This window comes from Sphingobacterium paludis, assembly GCF_004364125.1.
Classification (GTDB): domain Bacteria; phylum Bacteroidota; class Bacteroidia; order Sphingobacteriales; family Sphingobacteriaceae; genus Sphingobacterium; species Sphingobacterium paludis.
This window is the reverse complement of sequence record NZ_SNZV01000016.1, coordinates 1-25503: the sequence shown is the minus strand read 5'-3', so window position 1 is coordinate 25503 and position 25503 is coordinate 1. Positions and strand designations below refer to the sequence as shown.

General features: G+C 43.3%; 27 protein-coding genes. 2 read left to right on the top strand and 25 right to left on the bottom strand.

Features of this window, described 5'->3' with window-relative positions; translation table 11 throughout:
• Nucleotide 1: 1 nt before the first annotated feature.
• The 20 genes from B0I21_RS19685 to B0I21_RS19590 form a co-directional block, all read right to left on the bottom strand.
• On the bottom strand, nucleotides 2–1135 hold the full coding sequence (locus tag B0I21_RS19685) for a plasmid transfer protein (RefSeq protein ID WP_133642211.1): 1134 nt from the start codon (nucleotides 1133–1135) through the stop codon (nucleotides 2–4).
• Nucleotides 1136–1139: 4 nt separating this feature from the next.
• Nucleotides 1140–1931: a hypothetical protein gene (locus tag B0I21_RS19680; protein WP_133642210.1), complete on the bottom strand. Its 792-nt coding sequence runs from the start codon at nucleotides 1929–1931 to the stop codon at nucleotides 1140–1142.
• A 5-nt stretch (nucleotides 1932–1936) separates the two neighbouring features.
• Nucleotides 1937–2617: a hypothetical protein gene (locus B0I21_RS19675; RefSeq protein ID WP_133642209.1), complete on the bottom strand. Its 681-nt coding sequence runs from the start codon at nucleotides 2615–2617 to the stop codon at nucleotides 1937–1939.
• Between the two features lie 5 nt (nucleotides 2618–2622).
• Entirely contained in the window at nucleotides 2623–3282 is a 660-nt protein-coding gene (locus B0I21_RS19670) for a hypothetical protein (protein WP_133642208.1), read from the bottom strand.
• Complete coding sequence (locus B0I21_RS19665) at nucleotides 3279–3941, bottom strand: hypothetical protein (protein WP_133642207.1); 663 nt, start codon at nucleotides 3939–3941, stop codon at nucleotides 3279–3281. The genes B0I21_RS19670 and B0I21_RS19665 overlap by 4 nt, the downstream gene beginning before the upstream one ends.
• A 19-nt stretch (nucleotides 3942–3960) precedes the next feature.
• Complete coding sequence (locus B0I21_RS19660; RefSeq protein WP_133642206.1) at nucleotides 3961–6450, bottom strand: TraG family conjugative transposon ATPase; 2490 nt, start codon at nucleotides 6448–6450, stop codon at nucleotides 3961–3963.
• Complete coding sequence (locus B0I21_RS19655) at nucleotides 6422–6724, bottom strand: DUF4133 domain-containing protein (protein WP_133642205.1); 303 nt, start codon at nucleotides 6722–6724, stop codon at nucleotides 6422–6424. Before B0I21_RS19655 ends, B0I21_RS19660 begins: the two co-directional genes overlap by 29 nt.
• Before the next feature lies 1 nt (nucleotide 6725).
• Nucleotides 6726–7040, bottom strand: a complete 315-nt coding sequence (locus B0I21_RS19650; RefSeq protein WP_133642204.1) for a DUF4134 domain-containing protein — start codon at nucleotides 7038–7040, stop codon at nucleotides 6726–6728.
• A gap of 29 nt (nucleotides 7041–7069) precedes the next feature.
• On the bottom strand, nucleotides 7070–7381 hold the full coding sequence (locus B0I21_RS19645; protein WP_133642203.1) for a DUF4134 family protein: 312 nt from the start codon (nucleotides 7379–7381) through the stop codon (nucleotides 7070–7072).
• Nucleotide 7382: 1 nt separating this feature from the next.
• The gene (locus B0I21_RS19640) at nucleotides 7383–7724 is read right to left on the bottom strand and encodes a hypothetical protein (RefSeq protein ID WP_133642202.1); all 342 of its coding nucleotides are present in this window, start codon (nucleotides 7722–7724) and stop codon (nucleotides 7383–7385) included.
• Nucleotides 7721–8098: a hypothetical protein gene (locus B0I21_RS19635; protein WP_133642201.1), complete on the bottom strand. Its 378-nt coding sequence runs from the start codon at nucleotides 8096–8098 to the stop codon at nucleotides 7721–7723. Before B0I21_RS19635 ends, B0I21_RS19640 begins: the two co-directional genes overlap by 4 nt.
• Complete coding sequence (locus B0I21_RS19630; protein WP_133642200.1) at nucleotides 8091–8729, bottom strand: ParA family protein; 639 nt, start codon at nucleotides 8727–8729, stop codon at nucleotides 8091–8093. The genes B0I21_RS19635 and B0I21_RS19630 overlap by 8 nt, the downstream gene beginning before the upstream one ends.
• A gap of 18 nt (nucleotides 8730–8747) precedes the next feature.
• On the bottom strand, nucleotides 8748–9911 hold the full coding sequence (locus B0I21_RS19625; RefSeq protein WP_133642199.1) for a relaxase/mobilization nuclease domain-containing protein: 1164 nt from the start codon (nucleotides 9909–9911) through the stop codon (nucleotides 8748–8750).
• Nucleotides 9912–9919: 8 nt separating this feature from the next.
• Nucleotides 9920–10330 (bottom strand): plasmid mobilization relaxosome protein MobC, encoded by a 411-nt coding sequence (gene mobC, locus B0I21_RS19620; protein WP_133642198.1) that lies wholly within the window; start codon nucleotides 10328–10330, stop codon nucleotides 9920–9922.
• Nucleotides 10331–11335: 1005 nt separating this feature from the next.
• Nucleotides 11336–12316 carry a toprim domain-containing protein gene (locus tag B0I21_RS19615; protein WP_133642197.1) on the bottom strand — a complete coding sequence of 327 codons (981 nt, stop codon included), beginning with the start codon at nucleotides 12314–12316 and terminating at the stop codon, nucleotides 11336–11338.
• A 727-nt stretch (nucleotides 12317–13043) separates the two neighbouring features.
• On the bottom strand, nucleotides 13044–13625 hold the full coding sequence (locus tag B0I21_RS19610; protein WP_133642196.1) for a hypothetical protein: 582 nt from the start codon (nucleotides 13623–13625) through the stop codon (nucleotides 13044–13046).
• A 305-nt stretch (nucleotides 13626–13930) separates the two neighbouring features.
• The gene (locus B0I21_RS20635; protein ID WP_133642221.1) at nucleotides 13931–14038 is read right to left on the bottom strand and encodes an IS3 family transposase; all 108 of its coding nucleotides are present in this window, start codon (nucleotides 14036–14038) and stop codon (nucleotides 13931–13933) included.
• Nucleotides 14039–14325: 287 nt separating this feature from the next.
• Nucleotides 14326–14526 carry a transposase gene (locus B0I21_RS19600; protein WP_133642195.1) on the bottom strand — a complete coding sequence of 67 codons (201 nt, stop codon included), beginning with the start codon at nucleotides 14524–14526 and terminating at the stop codon, nucleotides 14326–14328.
• A 98-nt stretch (nucleotides 14527–14624) separates the two neighbouring features.
• Nucleotides 14625–14966 carry a hypothetical protein gene (locus tag B0I21_RS19595; RefSeq protein WP_133642194.1) on the bottom strand — a complete coding sequence of 114 codons (342 nt, stop codon included), beginning with the start codon at nucleotides 14964–14966 and terminating at the stop codon, nucleotides 14625–14627.
• Nucleotides 14967–15060: 94 nt separating this feature from the next.
• Entirely contained in the window at nucleotides 15061–15591 is a 531-nt protein-coding gene (locus B0I21_RS19590; protein ID WP_133642193.1) for a hypothetical protein, read from the bottom strand.
• A 2172-nt stretch (nucleotides 15592–17763) separates the two neighbouring features.
• Between B0I21_RS19590 and B0I21_RS19585 the strand changes: the two genes are divergently transcribed.
• Nucleotides 17764–18399 (top strand): hypothetical protein, encoded by a 636-nt coding sequence (locus B0I21_RS19585; protein ID WP_133642192.1) that lies wholly within the window; start codon nucleotides 17764–17766, stop codon nucleotides 18397–18399.
• A 209-nt stretch (nucleotides 18400–18608) separates the two neighbouring features.
• Here B0I21_RS19585 and B0I21_RS19580 read toward each other — a convergent pair whose 3' ends face one another.
• The 5 genes from B0I21_RS19580 to B0I21_RS19560 form a co-directional block, all read right to left on the bottom strand.
• Nucleotides 18609–19313 carry an SDR family oxidoreductase gene (locus B0I21_RS19580; protein WP_133642191.1) on the bottom strand — a complete coding sequence of 235 codons (705 nt, stop codon included), beginning with the start codon at nucleotides 19311–19313 and terminating at the stop codon, nucleotides 18609–18611.
• A gap of 659 nt (nucleotides 19314–19972) precedes the next feature.
• On the bottom strand, nucleotides 19973–20839 hold the full coding sequence (locus B0I21_RS19575; protein WP_133642190.1) for an RteC domain-containing protein: 867 nt from the start codon (nucleotides 20837–20839) through the stop codon (nucleotides 19973–19975).
• Nucleotides 20840–20984: 145 nt separating this feature from the next.
• Nucleotides 20985–21710 carry a LytR/AlgR family response regulator transcription factor gene (locus B0I21_RS19570; protein ID WP_133642189.1) on the bottom strand — a complete coding sequence of 242 codons (726 nt, stop codon included), beginning with the start codon at nucleotides 21708–21710 and terminating at the stop codon, nucleotides 20985–20987.
• A 20-nt stretch (nucleotides 21711–21730) separates the two neighbouring features.
• Nucleotides 21731–22759 carry a LytS family sensor histidine kinase gene (locus B0I21_RS19565; RefSeq protein ID WP_133642188.1) on the bottom strand — a complete coding sequence of 343 codons (1029 nt, stop codon included), beginning with the start codon at nucleotides 22757–22759 and terminating at the stop codon, nucleotides 21731–21733.
• Nucleotides 22760–22930: 171 nt separating this feature from the next.
• Nucleotides 22931–23770, bottom strand: coding sequence for a lysophospholipid acyltransferase family protein (locus B0I21_RS19560; protein ID WP_133642187.1), 840 nt, complete (start codon nucleotides 23768–23770; stop codon nucleotides 22931–22933).
• 501 nt (nucleotides 23771–24271) lie between these two features.
• On the opposite strand from B0I21_RS19560, the gene B0I21_RS19555 reads away from it, so the two are divergent.
• On the top strand, nucleotides 24272–25297 hold the full coding sequence (locus tag B0I21_RS19555; RefSeq protein WP_133642186.1) for a helix-turn-helix domain-containing protein: 1026 nt from the start codon (nucleotides 24272–24274) through the stop codon (nucleotides 25295–25297).
• Nucleotides 25298–25503: the final 206 nt, after the last annotated feature.

Below are 25503 nucleotides of genomic sequence, written 5' to 3'. Positions count from 1 at the left end.
GCTATTTAAATTTACCAAGAAGTCTTCCCGCCATACCGCTCATCATTGGCGCATGACGTCCCATCGTCGAGGCGGCAGAAGATACGCCAGAAGTTGAGACAATCCATGTAGAGATACTTGGGACGGTAAGCATGGTTAGGGCTCCAATGACGAAGGTGACGATCACAATGCCAAAGGAAAGTAGACCATTTCCAAGGAACCAAGCTATCTTTTCTAGATCCGCACCATCCGTACCGACCAATACCTGATAGCGGCTGATCTCGGCTTCCATCGCATAATGCTGGAAAAGTGAAGCGATATACATCACTAGATAGGCTACTCCGGAATACAGGTTCACTGAAACGAAGCGGGCAATCCAGGTTGAAAAGGAATCACGGAATGCCGGCAGGATACTCGCCGCCACGGCAAAAGGTCCAAGAATGATCAGGATCGTTGAGAAGATGATCTGAATAATAAATATCACATACACACAAATCCGCAGCAGCCAGATGGCCAACGTCTCGACAAGTGAAGTCATCATTAACTGAAAGCCCGCCTGCAGGCGATTCCGCATCTCCACAATCGGGTTCCATACCGAAGCAAAGCCTTCCTTGACGCTAGACTGAACCGATTCCCAGGCATTTTCATACCAAGTATCCGCCTCGGTCTTTGCCGTCTCGGCCTCGGCCTGTACGGTCATTATCTGATTGGAAAGGTCCGCCATTAGTTTGGCGCGCTGCAAACGAAGGTTGTTGATCTCCGTCTGACTTCCATCGAACATCGCCTCAGTCTTGGCTGCGACGATATCTGTTGGATAAGCCACAACGCGCGTAAAGGTCGGCCACCAGAGGATCACCATGATGAGTCCAAAAGGGCGCAGCAGCGGCATAACCTCCAGCTGCTTGTCCCCAGCCATCATCTCATAAGTCCGTATAGAGAAGAAGATCATCATAAAGATTGCGCTGAGCGCTTGTGCATCACTGTTAAAGGCATCATAATGAGTCCAGATCGTGCTTTTCATCTGCTTTAAAAAGTGCATCATCCCCTCCTCGTAGATTCCGTTCCCCTGCAGGAAATTAAATGAATCCTTAAAGGAATCCGGCACAGTCTGCACTTGCAGTAAGGGCGTTACGCCCATAAATGATAGTAAGCTCATCGGATTATAATTTAGCGCGTGAAAGAATATCATCGGCAATCTGCACATCCGATTTACCTCGGGCGGCCATGGCCACCGTACTGTTTTCTTGAAGCTCCTTTACCTTATCCTTGATGGATAAATACAGCGCAGCACGCTGCCGTTTAGTTTCCCAGATAGCGAGCAGCTTTCGGTATTCTCCCAGCATGCGGTGATAAGCGATTATCCGCGAGCCCCGATCGAGGTTGGTCGTTCGCGCGGCTTCTAATCGCTCGCGGAGCATCTGGCTTTCCTGCCGATACCAATCGGCTGCCCCCCCCTGCTCCAAGTAATCCTTCACAGGTGGTTCCAGCCCCTCAAAAAGATCGGCCTGATTGAAATCCAATAGATCCTGAAACTCCCTTTTGTAATAGAGTTGCCAAAGGGGATCGGTCTGGGAGGCGACTCCCGCATAATTAGCGATCTCGCTTAGCGCCGTATTTCGCAAGGTATCGGCATGGAGCTTGTAGGCCTCCTCGGTACTTTTCATGGCAGCAACCATGAGCAACCTTCGGGATTGTGGACCGCCCGCACTCAGCGGCCTGAGATCCGTTTTGGGATAATTGGGGTGTAGTCCCCAAGTGAGCCAATACTGATAGTTGAGGCTCAGGAATCCCCTTGTCGGGGTAAACTTCTTGCGATCCCACTGCTTATACACCATCCGTTCCTGCTGGTTGACCACGTGCTTATCCGTTTGGTATTTCACGTTCTGGCCATGCAGATCAAAGGAGAAAGCACACAGTACTATATAAAGCATTACTTTAAATAACTTTAACATAAAACTTACTTTAAAAGGTTATACTGAAAAATAATTTGATCCACCAATTGCCTATCTCGATTGATATAAGATTGAAAGGGATTCAGCGCAGGAAGTATGCCGCGAAGCTTCGCCCAATACATTGCCCGGTGCACGCTAAAGCAAAGCGCGCGCATCACGCGCAGCTCCAAAAGGATCTTCACGAGCAGCGCATCACGCTTCTCGAAATCCATCAGCACGTTACTTCCTTCCTTAAGCACAAAGTCCGAAACCTCGGATACCAGCCTGATGCCCCGATCCTTCATCTGCGTGGTGATGTCCTCCGCGAAGAGTAATAGATGTGGAGAGCCTTTGGCCGTTTCCAGAATGCTACTACACTCAGCAATGATCTCGGAGGAAATCGATCCCACTTGCTTGAGCATAAGACCGCTCTTCAGACCTTGGTCAACCTCGGTAAGCGCACCATAAATCATGCGCTGCACCATGACCACCGAGGAAAGGTTGACAGTGATATCGTCCAGCCAATTATTGATCGTCTTCAAGTACTCATGATGCATAAGCTCAGCGGCCGAGCGTACCGCTGCATTTTCACCAACGATTGCCATATGCTTGGCATCGTAGACGATCGTAACGTAGCTCTGCGCAAATGCCCCATGCAAACCAAAACAACATAGTATACAGAATATAAAATATTTGACTACATCCATATGTACTAATATTTAAGTTGATCGATTTTGGAAAGTATATTGTCGACCAACTGCCGGTCACGATTTACGTACGCTGAAAACGGATTGTTTACGGAACTAACACGTTGAAATTGTCGCTGATACATGGCATTAGCAAGCCCCCTTGAACTTCCCGCAATCAATCGTAGTTCGGTCAGCACATGGCCAAAAAGCATCTTGCGATCAGTTGCCTTCATCTGGTTAAGATCACCGATCGAGATTAGCAATGCATACAGATAGCTACTGAGCTGCGTGGCTTTGCTTAAAAGGTCTATCTCCACCTGATAAGCCATGGCAATCAGGATAGGATCATCTTTTGCCAGCGTGAAGATTCGTGCCTGCTGGTTTTGGATATCGGCGATGATTGGCCAAGCCTGCATGCCGATCTGCGCGGCATCGATCACTAGACCAAGCGTATGAAAACGCTGCTGCAACCGCCGATACTTCTCCTTGAAAGTTGCCGTCTTCCCACGGTTTACCTCCTCATTAGCTGTGGTCACCGTCTGCCGGTTAAAAGCCTCGTTCTGCCTACTGTTCTCCGATTTACTTTCAGCAACCAGCTGATGGATTAGCTCCACATTCAGTTGAGAATAGGAAGTTTTTACACCTATAAACAAATATATTATAACAATTAAAAACCATTTCATTGCTTGAGGTATTTGGCATTGCGAACAATATCGTCCGCAATGCGCGTATCCATATTAATAAAGCCGGCATAGGGGTTCAGCGATTGCAGGATGCCGCGCAGCTTTGCCCAGTACATGGCGCGGTACATCCCGTAAGCCACACCGCGCAGAATGGTCATCTCCGATACGATCCTGTTGAGCAGCTTCGCCCGTTCGCCAGAGTCCATGAGATTGTCCGCGCCACCCTGGGTCACAAAACTGGTTACCTCCGAGGCGAGCGCAATTGATCTATTCTTAAACTCTATCGCTCCCTGCTCGGCAAACAGCAGCAGCGCTGGGTTGCTACCGGCAAGCGTGATCGCTCTATTGGTATCGCGCACAATATCAGTTCCGATCTGGGTAATATCCTTTATAGCCAGCAGATTTCGCATGATCGCAGAAACCTCGCTCAGTCCTTTATAGATCTTATCCTGCATATCGTTCACAATGACAAGTTGCCCTGTTACGGCGAGCTGCCCACGATGGATAAGCGTCAACCGCTCATTGGTGTTATCCAGCTGCTGGTCGATAATGCCCGAATGTATGGCCGTTGCCGCCGCCACTGCCGGATCAATATAGATCTGCGCGCGCAATAGCGGCGCCCAGAACAGAGCGAATAAAAAGATAAATAAGGGTTTCATATAGCTTTTGATTAACATATTAATGGTTTGTATCTGCGCTGGAAAGCGGAGCTCCGAGCGCATTGACTTTCTTCACAAAATCACCCAGAGACAATGCACTAGATTTCATATCCTGTACAAACACTTCAAGTGCTTGCTGGTAATTTTTAAACACCTCCGCGTAGGTCAATACGGCATTCTTTTCCGGCTTCTCTGTTGTATAGGTCAGGTACTGTTCGAGGGAAACCTCCACGCCATAAACCTCACCCGTGGACCCGCGTCGGATATAGACCTCCTTGAATCGTCCCCGTCCCTCCTTGTTGTCCAGCTGGTTTATCGTAAAGATCTTTCTGCGTTCGGTATCGGTAATAGAAAGCAGCTTGGCTATGGCATCGTAGTTTTCGCGGAACTTGGATTGATCCAGCAGGCAGATCGTATCCGAGTTGGCAAGGATACTGTCTCTGACCACCGGATTGCCCAAGATATCGCCCAGCTCTTGGGTCACCACGATCACCTCGCCCCAGAACTTCCGGACCGTTTTATAGAGGTACAATATGTAACCCGCCATCAGCGGACTGGCAATAGCTTTCCATGCTTCTTCGATGATAAGTGCTTTACGCTGGTCACGGCGGTGTCGCATCTTTTGCAGAAAGACGTCCATAATGATCAGCGTGACGATTGGAAATAAAACCTTATTTTCCTTCACGTTATCTATTTCAAAGACAATAAAAGGTTCAGAAAAAAGCGAGGCATCAGCCTGCTCGTTAAGCACCGTACCAAACTCACCTCCCGTATGGAACTTACGCAGCACATAGCGGTATTCGTCCAGATCAAAGGTGATCGCTTCCTGCGCCGTAATCTCGCTGATCCTATCCACCGAATAGCTGTAAAAGGAATCAAAGTTCAGCACTTTCGGTCCGACGGAATCAGTGTTTTCCTCTGACCAGAAATAAGCATAGTAGTAGGAAGAAAGGACATTGGAAAGCACGGTATCCTCGATCTGACTGAGCTGCCCATCAGGCCCTTTCCAGAGCAGGGCGATCAGCGTCTTTAGGAAATCCTTCTTTTCCAGGTTATACTCCTTTTGGGAGATAGCAAAGGGATTCATCGAGATTGGCTTTTCCTCAGTGTAAGTAATGTACTTACCACCGTAATAGCTGCAAAGTCCCGAATAGCTATCTCCAGTATCGACGATCACTACATCCATGTTGTAGAGGCAATACTGCTCCACCAGCGCGTTCATGTAGAACGATTTGCCGCTCCCGCTGGGTCCAAGCGTAAAACGTGAGCGGTTATTGGTTCGCCCTGTCCGCATGGGCAGATCCGAGGGATCAATGCCAACGGGAATACCCTGCCTATCGGTAAAGCGGATCAGGAAGTCTGACTGCTCATCCTTTTGCAGGTATTCTTTAAAAGAGAAACAGATTGCAGCATCGGAGGTTGTCAGAAACCAGTCGTAGGCTTTCAATTCCACGCCGTTGCCTGGAAGACAGGTACGAAAAAGTTCCATTTGGTTGTAAGCATTGCGCGAGGGAATGATTCCCTGCTGAAAAAGTGCCGCCTCGATATAGTTTCCCGCTTTGGCAATCTTATCCGAATCGGCGCAGATCAGCATATTAAAATGCGCATGCACCAAAAGCTGATTCTCTCGCGATACATCGACCAGCAGCTGATCGATATCCTCCACACAGATCAGATTGGCCGGATCGGGTACACCCGAATGACGCTTACGCTTGAGCTGCAGCTTGTTCAAGGTGAGCTGCTGTGCTGGTATCTCCACGAGCTGGTTATAAATTAGGCAATGATAATCCGGCACCGCGTGAAGAAAGGAAAAGTTATCCTGCGGAAAGTTACGCAGGTTGCCACCCTCCTGCCGGGTGCCATGCGTAGCGACATCCTCGGGCAGATCGATGGTGTCCGTGTCCACGAGGCTTATGCTGCGCAGGGCGCGCTCGCCAACCAGCAAATTCCGATCGCCAGCACTGATGTTATCCAGTACAATGTTATCCGAACTAAAGTCCATCGCCAGCATCCGGCTCACGTAGCGATTAATTTCCTGTTCATCCAGCGGCCTTGGATCTAGGCCTGCCCCTTCCAGTAGATCGATCACCTTATCCACCTGCTGGGTAAAATCGAGCAAAGCTTTCGGGCTGTAGACATAGAAGCGACCCTTTTTGATCTGTTTGGTAATGATGAGATAGGTCGAGAGATCCGTGTAGGGTCTACCCCGAAAATGCGTATTGTATTTCTGCTGCAGAAATTCAGCGGCCTGGGGCGCTTCATAGTTCCTGCGTGAGAACACGTCCTGCTTTTGGATGATATGCCCTTCACCCAAAATCTTGATTAGGTTGAGCAGCAGCTGGTGATAAGCCGTGTAGGGCTCCGGGTCAGCGCCATGTTGCATAGCGAGGTTACGCATCTGCAGCAGCACCGAAAACTCACCTTTCTCTCCGTAGAGTAGCGTATGACTCCCCTGCTTTTCTATCCCGATGTAGGGCAACTTAAAGGTTTCCCGATGTTGTTTTGCCATAGTGTTTAAGCTTAGCTTGGTGAACAAATAGCGCTGTGCTGCGCGTTTTAACATGCAGGCCGCCTTTCTGGCGCTGAAAGGTAAAGGTCAGTCCGCCTGCGATAACGGCCAGCGTCACCACGGCGCCAAGGTACATGCTGCTGAGCGCACCAAGTAGGCCACCGCCTACCAGTCCCAGCACCAGTGATCCGATCCCCCAACCGATGAACTTTCCCTTAAAACCTCGGTAAACAAGGGGCCGCTGGAGCCCCTTGTAAATTGCATACCTGCGCATGCTAAACGCCAAAGAAGGCCTTAATGACCACCGAGACCAACACCAAAAAAAGGCAGGAACCGCCCCAGCCCATAAGCTCCTTGTTGATGTCCTGATCACCCGAGTTCCATTTGATGTACACGCGCACTCCGCCGATGATCCCCACCACCGCGCCAATGGCAAGGGTCAGGGTCGATACAGGATCAATGTAACTGGTCAGGGAGGAGGTTGCTGCGTTGATCCCTGTTGTTCCGCCGCCCGTTTGGGCGAGCAGCGACTCGGATGCAACCATTACCGCCATAGCGGTAGCAAACAGTTTTCTGTTCTTTACTGTCATGGATAAAAAATTAAAAGATGAATGGATTATTAAATGCCGTAAAGGGCCTTTAGAAAAGCGCTGACCAAGGTCAGAAATAGGCAGGAAAACAGCCAGCCCATCACCTGCGCATCGATGTGGTGGTGATGGCCGCTCTGCCAGTTTGCATAGATGCGCAGCCCGCCAAGTATGCCGGCAATGGCGCCCAGCACCAGCACGAAGTCCGAAAGCGCATAGTACCATCGCCCAACTTCTGCGCTGACGCCATAAAATTCAGAAAGTCCTGGTTGCGCGAGAAGCAGCGCAGGTAAAAAGAGGAAGGTGCTTATTAGGATAGTTTTAAGGCAATTGGTTTTCCGCATCCTAGTACGGAATGGCACGTGTGTGCTCAATGAGGTTATCTTTGGCGAGGCGCACCAATTCATCCATAGTTACTCCGCCCGTTGATTCTGCAACCGAACTGATCGCGGTTGATGGTGCGGGTGCCGACTGCATAGCTGCAACTGATCCAGTCGACTCCTCTTCGTGATCAGGTTCTTCCAGCGTGATCAGCTCCGGCACCACATCATCTTCAAAGTAGAGTTTCTCCTCTGTGGGTGCTGTAACACCAACTTTGCCAGCCAGCCAGCGGTCATAGAGCAGGTTCATAACATAATAGATCAGGTACGCCAGTACCAAGCTAAGGGTAAAAGTAGTCCAGCTCATAGTTCTGTATTTTTGATGGTTTCTTGAATATGTTCTGCCAGCCAGGGATGCTGCTCGAGGTAACGGTGCAGGCTGTAAACGATAAAGCGGTTCATATCGATGTTCTTGGCAAGCTTGATGCGCTTAAGCAGATTGACGGTGCGCGCATCCAGTCGAATCATACTCTTCTCGGAATATTCCGGCTTAAAATCTCCGATAGCCTTGAAAAATGCTGCGGCCTGTTTCTCATGCGGATCAGCTTTGGCTTTCTTAGTACCTTTCTGCCTACTTTCCTCAGCTCCTTCACGAACCTTTTTTGTAATCTCCTTTTCCGGTTGCTCTTTGGCCTTCAGCTCATCGCGAATCTGATCAGCTAGCGAGCGAATGTTACGCACGGGAGACCTCTCTTTCTATAAAGGTCTCAAAAATCTCCCCGAGTACGGGAAGTACTACGGGCAAAAGGATGGCCGGAATGCAAGTCGTGTCCACACGCTGAAAATCGATTCTATCTGGAAAGCCTTTTCCTACTTGGCCAAAGCCGGCCAGCGCCTTATCCACTTCTAGCCTAGTTTGATATTTAACACCACTTTTGAGTCTGTTGGGAATAAAATGTAATGGTGCTGCAGTATTTATCTTGGAGACGACCATGGCAAATAGCAAAGTCGAATCGACCGAAAACTGGTCATAGCCAAAAGGACAAAGGACAAGATCACCAGCTTGGATTACCGGAATCAGATCGTCGTCATCCATTTTACCGGGCAGATCGATCAGCACGATCTCGTCGGCATTCTTGCTTAGCACGGTCATCAGATCCGGAAAATCATTAAGGTCGGCAGCCAGCACTTCATAGGGAAGCACGTTCTCGGTAAGCTGGGCCTTTTCATATTTGGAGGAGATCGACTGCTGGTAATCCATGTCGAGGACCGTAACGGGCCGATTTTTATTGACGGCAAGGTAATTGGCCAGTAGCAGTGTTACGGTACTTTTCCCTGCTCCGCCTTTCTGGTTTCCTAATAAGATGACCATAATGATCCAATTTAAATGTTAGCGTTTTTTTGTTGATTTCTTGTTCTGGCGGTTTCGTTTTTTACCATGCACGGCCTCATCGTCCACATCATCCGTGAGATTCAATCCGATTATCGGCGCAGCGATCGGTTCCTCCACGGATACGATGGCCGCTGGGCGATCGGCTTTTTCTATCGTGGAATTTTGATGCTCACCTTTTGCCCATGGTTCGGCTTTACTATAGGTTGAAGCAACGAGACGCTCGCTTTTATCCTCCGATACGCTGGACGCGTTCTTCTCCGCTGCGCCTGTTAGCCGTGCTAGCGGATAAACCAGACTGCCCTTAAATATATTACTCTTGCTATAGTCTATGATGGTATAACCGTAGGGTGGCTTGCCACTAGAAGAGTGGAAAATAAAGTGTAGACCGAATCGTAATGCCAACTCACGCGTCAGCTCAGAACTAAAGATTCCCTTTTCCTCCTCGAGCTTTTGATCAAACTGATAGCGATACTTATCGATCAGCGCATAAATCTGCTTCTTTCGGCCGGAATCTTCGCTGTACTGCCTAATCTGCTTATCCATATCTTCCCAGCGCACTTCACCAAGCAATTTTCCGAACTTGAAAAGTTTGAGGAGCTGATCCTCTTGGCTGAGCGTGTAACCGCGGTTCTCCATTAATGTTCGAAACTGCGCACGTGTACTGAAATTATACCTTAGCGCATCAGCAAGATCTTTTTGCACTTCATGGAGCGCTTTCTCGCCAAGAATCTCGTGGAGCACTTCATAGGCACGGATCTTTTCAAAACTGTTATCGATCTTTTTGCCATCTTTGCCCACCCTTGTCGATACGATATGCACATGATAGTTAGCGGTATCGCTATGCAGGATCACTAGATACGGCTGCTCGCCGTAACCCATCCCCTGCATCCAGTCATGTGCTACTGCGCTGAGTTCGCCGGTCGCGAACTGTTTACCTTTTGCAGAGATCACCACATGCAACTGCGGATATTTGATGCGGGAGCTTATTGAAGAAACGGCCTCTAGATAGTTGATGTAGTCCTGTGGCCGCAGCTCCGTTAAACCTTGAAGCGCATCGAAGTTACGCGTACTAAGCAGCTCCCCCTGATCGGAATCCACCTTGTTGGTGTTATAGCGCACACCGCCAAAGCTTGCTGATTTACGAAGAAATTTAACGATCATGCGTGCTGCTATTTTTTGATAGCGCGTAAAAGATGCCGCCAGGTTATGTCTAATTGCTTCTGAATTCCGGCGTGTTCCTCCAGTAACTTTTTAAGTTCCTCGGCTACATGGGGGTGTAACTTACCTTGCTTGGCCAGCACATTGGCATGTCTTCCCAGTTGATTCAGGTTGTTTCCGATACGGCCAAGTTCAGCTCCTTGACGCGAGAGTTCCTCTAAAACCTCCTTCACATTGGTAATTGTTACAGCGCCGCTAGCGAAGATCTTCTTTCGGATCAGCTGCATTCGGTTCATGCCGCTTTGGGTTTTCATCAGGTTAAGTTCTTCCAGCTCGCTGTCGGTGAGCTTAACAGTGACCACCCGTAGCCGTTTAGGGTACTCCTTAGCAGGCCTGCCCCGTATCTTAATTGGATCAGTCATCAGTGTATTAGTTAAAGTTTAAGAGGAAAAACAAGTTGCGCAGTTTTTCGATCCTTTCGCTGAGGCTGACCACAGGTCGGCCAAACGGGAAAGGCAAGGAATTTTTGGGTGCACCCAAAATACAACTTGCTGCTAACAAAACAAGAGTGGGTCTATCTCCTAGACTGTTTTGTGCATTGATTTATTTTCATTGATCATTTATCGCGGTGTTGCTATTCGCAGAAAAGCGCCAGCAATAGCAATCTCCATTTTGATTCATGTTGTCTTGAAGAGTGGCGCAGGAAAACCTTATCGGTTTCACTATGCGCCTTTATCGCCGAGAAAGTCAAATTGATCTGATTTGCTAATTGATCAGCTAAATGGTCTTTTGCTTTGCAAATACCATCGCTATATAGCTTGCTGAGGGACCGGCAAGCAGCTATGATAGTTGCCACTTGGCCAGGTTAGTAGCCTTGCTATATAGTTAGCTAATCATTTGGCTGATGATCCACTTAATTAGCGTAGTTGCCTAATGGCTTCACTGCTCAGCAATTTGCTAGCCAATCAACCAACTAGCGTCATGCTTTGCAATAAACCTGAAATGCTAGCTTAATAATTGGCAGACAAAGCAGCCAATGTCTTAGCTATGTAGCAAGAAACGCGGTCTCACTGTTAAGTAGCTAATCTATTGGTAACCTAACCATTTACCTAGCGAACTTGCAAATTTGCCTGGCGGCTTAGCAATTTGCTAATGAGATAGCCTAGCGCTTGCCTAGCTAAAGGCGTAATGGATTAGGATGACCTTCTGGCCCACCGATCAGTAAACTTAACAGTCTACCAAATTAGTGGTTATCCACCTAAGTAGCTAACTAGCCTACACAATCATTGCGCCCCCAGCCGAATCGATTACTCGATAAGTAGCTACACAGCCAATTTGAATTGCTATAGGTAAACTAAGTGACTAATAGCTTAGCAGCGTAGCAAACACATAATTGACAGGGCGTGTGGAAGAAAACAATATAGAGACTACCGCTTAAATGAAGACATCATTTTTTCATAGATATATGACTCCTCGTAAAGCACCGTAGAGGACGGCCGGTTCATCAGCATATCGTTGTAATCCTTGTATTTCTTGTATAAACTTGAGCAATCCTGAGCATGCGGAACCGCCTGCTTTAACTTCTCAAAAGCTTTTTCACCCGCCTTGTCCCGATCAAAGTAGGCCTGCACCGACGGGAAAGTTAATATCTTCTCCAGAGCGGAATCTAACAGATTAACGGAATTCAGCACAATGACAGAATCTGTAACTTTCGGATTATCCGCAAGCCAGCTCAGGTAGTCCATATAACCTTCAAATAGGCAAAGCCTTACTTTAGATCCTTCAATCGTAGAGATCGCTTTACGTCCAAGACAGGCCTTGAACTTAAAGTGCTTTCCCTGGTTGCTGAGCTCCCAGCTGTCCAGGTCGTTCTGCCATCCCGCGCAGAAAAAAGATTTTCCAGCCTTCGGCCCTGTCACGATCTCATAGTACACTTCCTTGATCCGGCCCTTTGCCTGCTCATAGATCCCCCGATTTTGAAGATACGTAGCGATTTTAGCATTACCGCCAAGCTCCCTTACACCAGTCACTTTATAATTGGTCAGCTTCTCGGGCTGCCGGTTAAATTGTCGCGGTCGAGGATTAACCTTCAGATCGGATGGAAAATCCAATGACATGGTTTCCGAAATCTTGTTCAGAACCTGTCCGAAATCTGAAGGAAACCAGTAAGCAAGCGCAAAATCGATTACATTACCTCCTTGCTTTTGTGAAACGCCCGCGCCACCGTGATCAAACCAAACGTTTAGATTTTCATTCACGCAAAGCGAGGGCGTTCGCTCCTCTCGCAGCATACTTTTGTAAAACAGCTCTTTTCCGCTACGGTAGGATGGCCGGTGACCAAGTTTAGCAAGCAAATCGACCAGCGAGACTCCCTGCTTGACTTGATTCGCGATTAAAATTTTTGCCATAAGATTAAATTTTAGAATGATGGAATTGGTTCCGGCCGATTTGGAAGCGGCCTCTATAAATAGAAAAAGGGAGTCGATCTAGAATCGCTCCCCTATATGCTAGAATAAAATTAATTTTTTTTGGCCCACTCTTTTATGCCTGTATCACTACAAAAAAGGATCATCGTAAAAGAATGTTGTTCGGGAATACTCACGTTGACGCAAAAGCGCCCACCAAAACTGGCTGCCTAAGGTTCAGGATTTGACGGCAAATAGCCGAAACAAACCCCTGCACTTAATTTCCTTGGAAATGCTTCTTCCCACGATGTCAAAGAACGAGTCCTTTATCGTGGTCAAAGTTGCCGACTTGCAGATCAAACGATTACCAACATCACGAAATTGGTATTAAAAAATATTATAGTAATTGCCCCGTTGACTAATAGGATTTGCGAAGAATGAACTTCCAAAGCCTAATAGAATAAAATTAACGAGATTTGTTGCCTTGGTACGCCATACCAATTTCTACATGTTGGAGTAAAGGAATTATTATATCCAATTCCATTGCGTACAGGTTTTTTTCTAGACATAAGTCAACCTTTCTAAATGCTACAGGCAGCAATTGTCACGAAAATAGTTGAAGATATTAAAGTGATAATCGATCGTAATAGTCAAAAAAAAACGTTAGTTAATTTTTTTCTTTTCTTTTATTATAAATTAAACCGTTCAGCGATGACAATTATATACATTCTCACCACCAAACTTGTACCGAGTCTTTCATCGTAAAAATACGTTCCTCGTTACCTTCAGTAAGATTTCTCAACAAAAGAACTGCACCTTTCGGTACATCTTCATAATACAATTTTCTACTCGTGGCGATTCTTTTCCCAATTGAAATCCATTTATTATCGAAATAAAAGAGCTCGTAATTATGATTTACCGTTATGAAATTACCGTCATTCTTGGGGACTAGCTCTATTTTAGAAATCAATTGCTGATCTGATTTCAAGGTAGCACCAATCCAGTACTCTTCTTCTTTTGTTGCGGCGGAGGTCAATTGGTTATTATCAAATGCGAACTCTACTTGATCCTTATGTATAGATTTACCATAGGCTTTTTTTATTTCCATCTTGATACCATTTTCATTATAAAAACAGAACTCTGCAATGGGAGTTCTACAAGCCGGAGGACAAACATATCTTATGTTCTTTATTTCTATCGGTGAGGGAAATCTTACAGAAAGGGATCCAATTGGTAACTTATCTATTGTGTGTAATTCCCTAGCTATCTTAAAATCTTCGCTTTCAGAAAACTCTATCCGTCCACCTATCATACGTTTCTACATATACGTCCAGTTGGCTTACCTATCTTCCAAACCTGATGGAGGTATTAAATTTTGCCTGTTAAACATTCATTTTCCAAGCCGCCAATGAAGTTTCTTCTGTCCTCATCCCATCACTGATACTCCAGCCGATACATTTACCGTCGTATAGATCAAGAACGGTTGTCAGGTATAAAAACCTTCCTTTGTATGGATGTAGGTAATGTCGGACACCCAGACTTTAGATGGTTCCGCAATTGCGAAATTCCGATCTAATACATTGTCCATTATCTTATGTGAATGTTTTGAGTCTGTGGTCACATATATTTCTTGCCTATTTTACTGCGCAGACCCATCTTTTTCATGTACTTAGCCACTGTAACTCTAGAAACCTTAACACCTTCATCCGACAGTTCTGCAGTTATTCTAAGCTGCTATATCGCTGTTTCTTATTGAAGTAAATAGCCTTTATTCTGTTTTCAAGGGTCTTATTTGGACTTTTTCGCTGTTTACAGCGGCTTCGCCAAGAATAATAGCTTCTGCCCCCAATTCCCAGAACCTCGCACATCTTTTCAATCGGATATAAATCCTGATATTGCTTGATAAAGCAATATATCACCGATCGCTCTTGGAAAAGATGCCTATGGCTTTTTTATATCTCAAGTTCTAGTTCTGAATCCTTAAGTTTTTTCTACAAAAAACTTATACGCTCTTATTCTTCTGTGTGCTTCAGGTTGCCATTCCCTAGAAAACTCCCAGAGCTAACTTCTTCTGACTCTTTACTCCATTTGTATAGCTGAGCCGCAGAGATTCCTAATTCTCGGGCTAGTGTGGCAATATTTTTTCCACCTTTACTCAACTCGACAGCGCTCTCTTTAAAGATGCGATCGTACTTTTTACGGACTTTAATCATTATTTCAAAATTAAGATTATTTATTCTTAACCTGATATGCCGACTAAGTTAGCAACTCCAATTTAGATCTGCTAAGACGGATCATATGAGCCAGTCTTTTATCCTCTGTTTGGGGAAACATGCAATTCGTAATTGTTGAGATTATAATCCTCATATTTAAAACCCGCTTTAAGTTCAAAACTTGACGGGATTTTATACGTAGTAAGCCTATACTTAAAACCGCTTCGGATCAAATCGGGCTCTATAGTTTTTAAAAGAAATTTGAGCATTGCATTATCATCCAAGCCGAATAGTTCTTTCCATTCATCGAAAAGCTCTGTAATTTGAATCCAAACAAGATATTTAGATCCGTCATAAGAACTTAAAAATTGGTAGCAAAGAACAATTTCATCAACTGATGAGCTATTCAGGTATTGAGCACTTGTTAATCTATATATCATAATGAAGATTTAGCCTACAAATATCCATCAATATGTCACCTCGGAAATAGTATAAACGCTTAAATATCAAAAATGTAGACGATAAACGACAGCATTAGCAGATTTTTAAAAATGGATAGCTAGCATTGTTAAGTTTTGTATTGTACACGTCCAAAAATGCATTATCAAGCTCCCGCTCACCATCGAGTATCCATTCAAGTGGAAGAACGGTATTATGCTCATCTTCCATCAATTTGCTACGCTCCTCTTGGAGTACATTAAGAAAGGTGTAGTTTACATAAGGCAATGGGAAGTATATATCCGTTGCCACCATAATGCCATTGTGTTGTTTGTAAAGCCGCTCTATATTGTCCCTTGTTAATGGAATCAACCCGTCCCAAATATTACTTAGATCAGCGTTGGCCTCGCCCAATCGATCGTGGTACTGGTAGCTGACATAGTTTTCGAGTAGCTTTATCGCATCATCCCTATGTCCCTTGTGCATTAGCTCCAGAGCGATATTCCTGTGAGCAACATAGAAAGGATCGTTTCCCCAGGTGTAAGCGATCTCTGGTGAATCACTTAACTGTTGAACTTTGAATATATAATTTTTAAGTTCTGCAAGTTTGCTAAGCGCTTTCTCCATATCAATGACTCTAGTATAAGATCTTTATTAAAATATTCTCTATCGTTTTCCTCACCAAGGAATTTTTCCAGCTCATCATATAGCAAATCCCATGCTTCCCTTTCTATTTTTCGTTTCCCCTTACAATCCTTGACCTGTTGTATCGCTTTAGTCTACTACCCACCTTCAACAACTTTTTATAAAAAGCAGTCGGTGCAAAGTCTGTACCTGATTTTACGCAACCAATGTAAAGCTGTATGATCTGTATAAAATTGAAATAAGTTCTTTGTAACTAACAATTTCATCTCAAATTTTTTAAAACGTTCTCTAGAAATTGCCAGGCCGTGAGATCCACTGATTCAACGAAAGCTACCGGGATAGATAGCTTCCGTCCGGTTCTCGGACTGATTGCATTTTCTATATCGAGATATATTTTCATTGTTATAGCTTTGCAATGTGCATATAAAAATACACAAAATATTGGATGTCGTCACTCTACTTTTTTGGTAAAAAGAGTCCCGATTAGTATAATTGTTTAAGTGGTTAAATGTTTCAATTTGGAACCTTTCTAGTCGACTGACCCTATGGATTTTAAAGATAACGTGTTTAAAGGATCGCTTTGGCTATAGAGGATGCTGAAAGCCTAAATCGATTAAAGATATGTTCGATCTCGGTTCAGTTCGGCGCGGATCCCGTGATCAATGGGTTTTATACTTGTTAACAAATTTTTTCAATTTTCGTAACGATAGCCCAAAAGAAACAATTGGTTTGATATCTTGCTTTCGGCTGGATAATCGCTATTTGAAAAGTAAATAGTGCTCTTTCCAGATCGAAAAATATTATGTCAATTACTTTAGAGAGTTGTCTTTTATACTCTCCATGGTAGCATGTAGGGTCATTGAAATACTCTATCGCTTTATTATCACAATTCTAATGTCAGTCTGGGGTTTAACATGTGTGGGATTGACGAAACACTTAAATAATTCAAAAATATTTGCGTGTAAACAGATTAACATTTAATTTCGCTCTTAATAATGAGACATGTGTAAATTGGGAACCCATAACCCAGATTTTAGACACACGAAAGCATGCTTATGAAAATGTTCTGGGGAATCGTCATTCAAAAAATCCCTTCGTCACCTGATGAGGGGATTACTTTTTGCTTACCGCCAATTTTTTCATAAGCAACACGTACATTCTAAGGTTTGTAACTTTGAATACCCTAGAAGAACCTAAACAGTCTCCACCAAGCGTCAAATATCACGTAATAATATTCATAGGCACATCCGATTACAAAAAAAACAGTCTCCAGTATCGGGGTTTATGGCGATAAAAATCGGTTTCACTTCCATTCAGTACAGGAAGTTTTCTACCCGCATTTCATGAAGAATAAAACGCAAATTGTATGATTATGCATACAGGCAACCCGAAATAAATAGCTGTGGAAATATAACATCACTGTACCTTGCAGCCCTGACGGCGCTGGTTATAGCGAAAGGATAGCTGTCAAACGAAGTACAAAAACGGTATTATGAAAAATAAGTACCTGTTTAAACATCTAAAAACTGATTCGGTATCGCATTTGCCTTAAAACTGCTTTAACCCTATTTTGAATTTAAATGGAATCAGAAAAGTTTTTCAAAAGCGATATCTTGTCGATTGATGTTCCTTCGCAGCAAATTGATAAAGTGACCAGAGACGTTTACCATAACGCAGACTTTTCAGAATGGGCTAAACGGAATAAGTCTCTTTTCTTGACCGTCCTGGTATTATTAATTTTGTTTATAGTTGCAAATATCCTATACTTTATTTTCGACCCAAACGCAATCTTCGCTATTTTAACCTTACTCTTCTTTTTCAACTTTTCCATTTTAAGTTTTCTCTTGTATCCTCGAAAAAAGTGGAAAAGAAAAACTACATTACTAAAGGATAAAACAATCATCAATATGGCAGACCATATTGTAAAGTCCTAGTAACTATATTTTGAGGTTTGCCTCATATGTTTTGATAGTGGTGCAGTAATAATGAGCTAAATTTTTCAGATCTACATTGGGAGCCGAAGTGAGTTTTGGTTTAGCAACTCTATCAAAAAGAAGTAACTAAGCCATCTGCTAAACTAATCATTGAATGTAGAATCCAAAAACTATCCGTAACTTGATTGGTATATTTAGTTACCAAACAACTTGACCAAAAATGAAAGCTATACATACAACTATTCTTTACCTTTTATTTCTCAGCATTTACGCGTGCAATCAGGATAAAAAGGCTGCAAGGAACCCAGCCTTGGATTCGGCAGAGGAGCTTATAGATTCAAATGCTAAAGCCATCGCTGTAGCTCCGGATTGGATCAAGATTTTTAACGATTTTCGCTCAGCTGCTTCTACGGATGATCTAGCTAAACAAAAAAGCTACTTTTCTTTCCCCATAAATGCCGACACCACGCAGATTTGGTATGCGGTATATGATCAGATAGACGAGGAAAAATGGCCCTCATCTTTTCCCCCACTATTTAGTGAAAATGATTTTGAGGTGTATCATAAATATTTATTCAGCGAGGATTTTAAAAACGGTCTCTCCAAAGTTGATTTAAAAAGCCTCGGTAACGACGGGCAGTATACGACACCTATATTAAGTGAAAATAAGCGACCATACTATTTGGCCGTTCATTTTGACCAGATCAGCGAAACTTTACAGCTCACCCTCTCCTACTCAGGGGAAAATAATGAACAAGGCGAATATTTGAGTGAAGGGGAATACGCGCTGATATACTTCTTTAGGATCGGGAAAAGCGAATCTTTAAAATTTGATAAAATGCTATTTGCGGGATAATGACTAGAAAAAACTAGTTTACCGTAGGATGACTTTGTGACTCAATTCTTGAAAATCGAAACGATATCTCAACTCATCTACTCATATATACGATATCTGTAACACACCATCTGACCATAAACACTAGCAGCAACACTAATCTGCTGAATAGTGTTGCTGCTAGTATCAAATGAAATCGCTGAAGACAACTATTTTACTAGATTAAACAATCAGCTTGTTTTGCTTGGCCTCACCTCAATTTTGCTTGGCAGCACGTTGGCATTCATTTGCAGCAAGTGGATCACCATTTCCCCCAAGTCCGAGGGCTGAATTTTCCAAGCGTCAGAGTCACTTGGTACATGGTCAGCGAAATTGGAAGTGACCGAGCCAGGCATGATCGTAGTACATTTGATATCATGTTTGCGCAAGTCAAGCATAGCGGCTTGAGTAAATCCTACTACCCCAAATTTCGATGCGTTGTAGCCGGCGCCTCCAGCAAAGAAATTTGTACCAGCCAACGAAGCGATAGAGATATAATATCCCTTACTTTTTTTCAACTCCTCAACGGAAGCTTTCAACGTGTGAAACACACCGGTAAGATTTGTAGCGATCATAGCATTCCAATCATCTAGAGAAATTTCATCCACTGGTGCGAACTTTCCAACCCCGGCGTTGGCGATGACTACATCTAATTTTCCAAATCTTTCTATCACGCGCTTGACAGAGTTGACTTCATCTTCGAAATTGATCACGTCAGATTGGAACACGAGCAAATTATCCTCCCCTAAGACAGCCTGAGCTTCTTGCAGATCGTCAAGGTTGCGGCCCGATATTGCTACCTTAAGCCCATTTTCCACTAGTATTTTAGCAATTCCGAAGCCTATGCCCTTTGATCCTCCTGTGATATATGCTACTTTGTTTTCTATGTTTTGCATATTATATATAGTTTAATATTCATTTATAAAACAATTTTCGGTTCCAGTTTTAATCATGATAAAGAACATACATTTCCAAGCGAGCGTCATCCCAATATCGCACGCCAGTAATAATCTTAAATACCTTCGCGCATATTTTGATGCTTTTGTCGCTACTTTAAGGTTTGCAATGCAGGTATTCTTGTCCATTCAATCCATTTGTCACTCGCTAAAGTAGTAGCTTGCTATCTAACAAGTCTTGCATGTGTAGCCCTCCATCTCGTCGATTCTCCACAATGGAGGGAAACGAAATTCATGCAGACTCCTACATGGTAAGCAGGGTAGCTTTACAGATAGATAGTCTGTGCTCATAAAGGTTAAACATTACTTGTTCACTACTTGTTTTCCACATTTAAAAATTAAATGCAGCAAAAGTGACTATCGATCAGATGTAAGCAGTATGGAGCCAATAACTCTTTTCAAGTCCTTATTCATTTGATAGATAAAAACCACCTAGCTAATTACAAAAGGCTATAAACACTTATCATCTTTAACGAAAAAAGTTCGATATTTTAAGTTAGGATGATATAGTCATTTATGAATTAGCTCTTTATCACCTACCCGTTAGTATATTAGCAAGCACCTATGTAAGCAAGTCAAATTAAATGTTTTAGGTAATCTTAGCGAATAGGCAACCGAGGACCGTAATGCGACTGAATATAAGTATCAAGCGTAGTACGCATCTCGTCAATAAATTTCGTGTGGCTTACTAGCTTTCGTCTGCTTATATCGGTGAACATCCGATAAGACTGACCTAAATCCACATTTAGGCTTTCTTCCAGCCAAGCTATAATCTCTCCCACTTCTGCTTTACCACCATTTATGCGCTTGGCATGGTAAAGACCGTATGCAAGTTCTACAAGTTCAATTTTATTGCCCGACCACCACCTTCTTTTCTGAAGAAGCTCCAGCTCTAAGGTCTGAATATTACGGCTACTATTTATAACTTTGATTCTCCGGGCAATACAGTCTCGCAGCATCTCATACGCCTTGAACTTCGCAAACAAATAATCCATGCTCGTCACAAAACTCTCTGGTTGATTGGGTTTACTATGCTCAGGCGGTAGATCTTTTAGATTTCTTCGTAGAAAGAAATCGCTATCACGCGAGCATTCTCCTGCTAGGTAATATTGATAGTAGAAACCGTAACGTTTAAAAAATCGGTCTATAATCGTCAATTCATTTATGTAGTATTCACGAATCATTTCCTCACTACCAATAGGAATTTGTGAAACGATATGGTTAAGCTCTATTACGTAAATGTGCCAAGACTGAAAACGTGGCTTTATATGTTTAAAAAAATTGATCTCATGCTGATCATCCTTAAAGGGCTTACTTCTGACGCTCGATAATAACTGCTCCATTGATCGAACAGTAATTCGCAATGAACCGGCAAGGTCGACTATGGAATTGACTAATGGATCGTTCAAAGAGTATAAATTCTGCAGCATACCTTGATAGAGATCTTCGAATTCTATGTTTTTCATAAAGCATCTTTTGTAGTTGATAAAATAATTGAATCGCTGAGGTTGAAAATTGATTTGTTACTGCTAAAATTAAAATGCGTTGCGTTGATCGTCGCACGCTAACTCATTTTTTGGGAGTGAGTACATTTATAGATCAAGTGCAATCCTACGAATTATCCTCTATCCAGCGGATTATCTCTTTGGCGTATTCTGTGCCCATATCTAAGCGCTGCTCCTTGCCATCAATAATTACATAAACACGTCCATACAGTACTTTCTGGATTGCATGGAGGGCTATAAAGACTTCATTGCTGATACGCGCGAAGTGTGTGGCTGGCAAACGTTTTAATAATCTGCCGATGCGTTGATTGATCACGTAACTCCTGCCGTCGGTGAAGTTGATCATCGTCTTTTCACCCAGTGAGTGGGCATATACAAAGTCCTCGTACCATAATCGTTCATGACCACCCTTGGCCCCTGTTCCAAAGAATTGAAATTTCTTCTTTGTTTCACTCTCTCCGAGAAACGACCGATGGGTAATGGTTGCCATTGTTTTGCGAAGTACATTGAAGAATTTCACAAAGCCAAACGGTTTTAGAAGGTAATGATACGTATACGTATCATAAGCTTGATGCGCCGACTCGCGAAAAGAAGTGCAAAATATTACCTGCACATCGTTGGGAAGCTGCGGAACAACTTCGAGGCCACTGATAGGCTCCATTTGCATATCTAGAAAGACGATATCCACCTTCTTTTTTTCAATTTCTGCGATCCCGTTTCTTGGATCTGTAGCACTCCCGACCAAACGGCAGGGTGTCTTTGCTATTAAAGATTTTAGGTGATCAATGGCCGAACGGTCATCATCGATGATAAATAAATTGAGGGTTTTCATGCTTATTTTTGTTTGTTGTTTCAGTTGTTCTTAAAGTGCATCGAAATATGCACAGTGTAGCGCCCCTGCTCTTCAAAGCTTCTATGGGATGCCTCCCGCCCGAACAAAGCTTCTAGCCTAGCTTTTAAAATAGTATTACCAAGTCCGAGCGAGTTTCGCGCACGAATACTGCCAATCGTATTCACGCAAGAGATATGTAATACATCATCTAGAGACTGTACGGTCATTTTGACGGCATCTGGATGACTAAAGTCTGTATACTTGCAGGCATTTTCCACCAGCATCACCAGCATCATTGGCGGTACAACGGCTTTATCGATATCACCGACTACATAAAGCCAATCCGGGTTGTCGCTAAAATATGTGGGTTGCAACATAAGTGCTAAATGCTCGGTTTGTTCAAGTTCCGATGCTAGTGGAACAAACCTTCGATCTACACTTGTGGCAGTGTATCCTTGAATGTCCGCTAACCACTCGACATACTGCTCAAATTTCTCGCGGTCTTCTGCAAACCTGCCCATCAATTTGTGCAACAGATCGTACTGTGTGTGCGAGGTTAGTTGAGTGCCTAGCATGCCGAATTTTAGGCGCCGTATTCGCCTTTTAAAAATCCGAAGCAAGCGTGCCCCTTTAAAAATCAGTGTGATCAGATACGCAATTAGAGCATAAATGCCAATCCGAAATACGCCAAGATAGGTTGAGCGAATAAATTCGCTCCAGCGAAAGGGTACGGAGCGATCCTGAATATGAACGCCTAGCGCTGGCAATAACAGATTGATGTAGAAATACGTTATGGGCAGGATGGAAATTAAAAACATCAGCAGACCTGCTGCAGCGTGCAAAGGCCTATGAAAGTCTATCAGATATTTCAGAAAAAAATATATGCTATAGAATGTTACCGCGTAAAGGGGAAAGATCAATACCACGAGCGATCCCGTACCATATTTGCTCTCATTTAGACAGTAGCTAGTGTACAGGTAGATGATCCAACTGGCCAGATGTAATAAAGGTGACATCCCGGACCGAAAACGTAAATAGATATCTGTCATTCTCGTCAGTTAGTTTTATTCAGCCGTTCATTGCTTCAAAGAAACGAGCATGAGAATCGACTACAAGGTTAGGCGCTGCAGTGTAAGCAACAGAAACGTATGAAATATAAAAAATTCGATTGATAGTCCCTAGAAAATTAACATTAATTCAATACTTAGATAATATTAGAGCTAAGCAAACTCATCTAGGTGGAACCAATTCTCCCACAGATATGGCGCTGCAGCTAAACGATCTTTGATTACCCCATAGAGTCTATGCGCCCCAGCGCTGCCCGTGTTTCCGCCGTGAGCAACTCCATCACATACACTTAAGGGGCGTACTAGATTGAACATAAGCGATCTTTCTCCCCTATCTGCATAAATAGGATATATTGGAACGCCAAGCATTTGGGCAATATCGAAAACTCCACTACGCACGGCAATTTCAGAGTGTAATAAAGTGATGGTTTCCTTACGCTTACGACCCCCCACGTTTCCGTCCACATAGATAAGAACCATGTAACCCTGGCGAATTGCAGTTCGAATTTTTAGGATCACTCTTGGATCATTGGCATTCAAGATATAGAATGCGGAACTGTCCTGTAGACATCCAGCTATCTGCTCATGGAAAATAGCTTCTTGGCTATCTTTAACATCACCGGAAACCAGCAAGACAAATTTTATTGACGATGCCGCGAGCCATTTCCCAATGATCCGGTATGATGCAAAATGGAACGTGGCAATGATACCCGCATTTTTAAAGTAGCCAGCAGGAACCACGTTTTCCGATAACCTATCTTCCAGCAATCTACAATTTGATTCTGCAATCGCCAACGATTGGTTAAAGCATGCCTGCTCAAATTGCCAGTAGCGCCAGTTGTGATCGCTGCCTGGAAACTGTAAGCGAATGTTCGGATCAAACCTAGCCCACTCAGCGATAAGATTCGGTGAGGGATCTAATAGTCTTATGTCTAGCGCAGAACGAATTTGATCATATGCTGGATATTGATATTTGAATTGTATAGTAGGCATAGGTGAAACGCAAAAAAATGAAATATATTAAATAAATAATAGAAAATATGATAGTGCCAAAAGGCACTATCATAACTAGTTAAAGAATTTCAATGGGACATTTTCGATCCTTTGGATCGTATTTGTGCTCTGGAAAGAAAACAGAGAGATTAAAATGCTCAGGAACCTGTTGCCGACGTGGCATGAGGCCCTCGCCATGTGAATTGATTTGTTGTATCATGACTTGTTGTTTAAAGTGTTGTTCACACCCGCACAGTGAACCTCTCATTGGCAGGCGAACAATACAAACATGCTTAACGGGGGTTCCAAAAAACGAAACGGTTCCATCAGCATATAAATTCGATACGTTTGATAGGCAATAGCTGCAAAAGCAGTAAACATGATACAATATCGTATCAGCCGTATCAAATAAGCCATTTGACGGAAAGAATTTGCTAGCAGATGTAAACTTATGGAACTTGCAGAATGAAATTCGGTTGACCACCTACATAATACATTGTCATGCGAAAAAGCGCTTATATAATTGCAGACACGATCTTCGGCCCTATTCAAAAAGTTGAACATTATGATCATTCCAATCGTACTATCATACTGAAAGAATCGCAAAGTACCTATCGTAAACTTGGCGGCCAGTCCATATTCGAGCAAGATTACAAGGGTCGATATAGCTACCTACATCATCTAGCGCTCGTTTTGAGCGCAACCCTTCAGATACCAATCTGTATTAAATTAAAAGACCTCTATGGCGTGTATCTACTTCATGGAGCGACTGCTATCACGCTGGAAAGCGAAAGCGGTGATAAGATATTTGACTTGCGGCCGCAATATGCTTTATATGCTTATCTTCCACCTGGCAACTATCAACTCATCGTTAAGCCGGGCTACTATCAAATATTTAGCTTCTATTTCGACGTGGGATATCTTAATGGACTACGTAAGCAGGAAATTACATTTCTAGAAAAACTACAGAATGCGCACCTCATAAATTCGGCTCAGCCAATACACTCTGCAGATTTTAAAGTAGGTGAAGTTACCACTACTTTCATAAAACAAATGGGAAACAACCTTACCAAAGGAAATTGGAATAGCGAACTATATGTTCTTGATCAGCTGCAAACTCTTCTGCAACTGTCCAAAGAAAAAATCATTAAGCAAGGTGTTATCCATCATGGATACGATATACCTGCCGAACTAATTAAAAAGATGATCGAGAATGGCGTGGATCAGAGCGGTATGCAATTCGAGATAAAGAGTTTAAGCAGGGATATACCATTAAGTTTGCAGCATCTAAATAGGCTATTTAAAAATAAATATGGAATTACGCTTACTGCTTACAAAAAGAAATACATAATTGAAAAGTCTATCCCGCTACTTATACGAAAAATACCAATCATCGGAATCTGCGAAATCTTAGAGATGAAAAACGAAAGAACGTTTTATCGATTATTTCAGAAATTAAATGGTATGAATACTAACGAGTTCCTAGACCGATTAAATAGCAAGCGAGATATTAAAGCAACAAGCTAAAGTTATGGATGATATCGAATTACGTTTACTATTAGAAAAGCGTATGAATATTTAATTTTGCAGCGAAAGTTCATAGGGGAATCCTATTGTCGAACTTTTAAACTCTTTATCTGTAATAGCCACTACTTGATCTGACAGTTGGTTGTTTTTAAAAAATGTCAGATTGCCTATTCGAATATAGTAATGTTTCTACAAAATCTATAGAT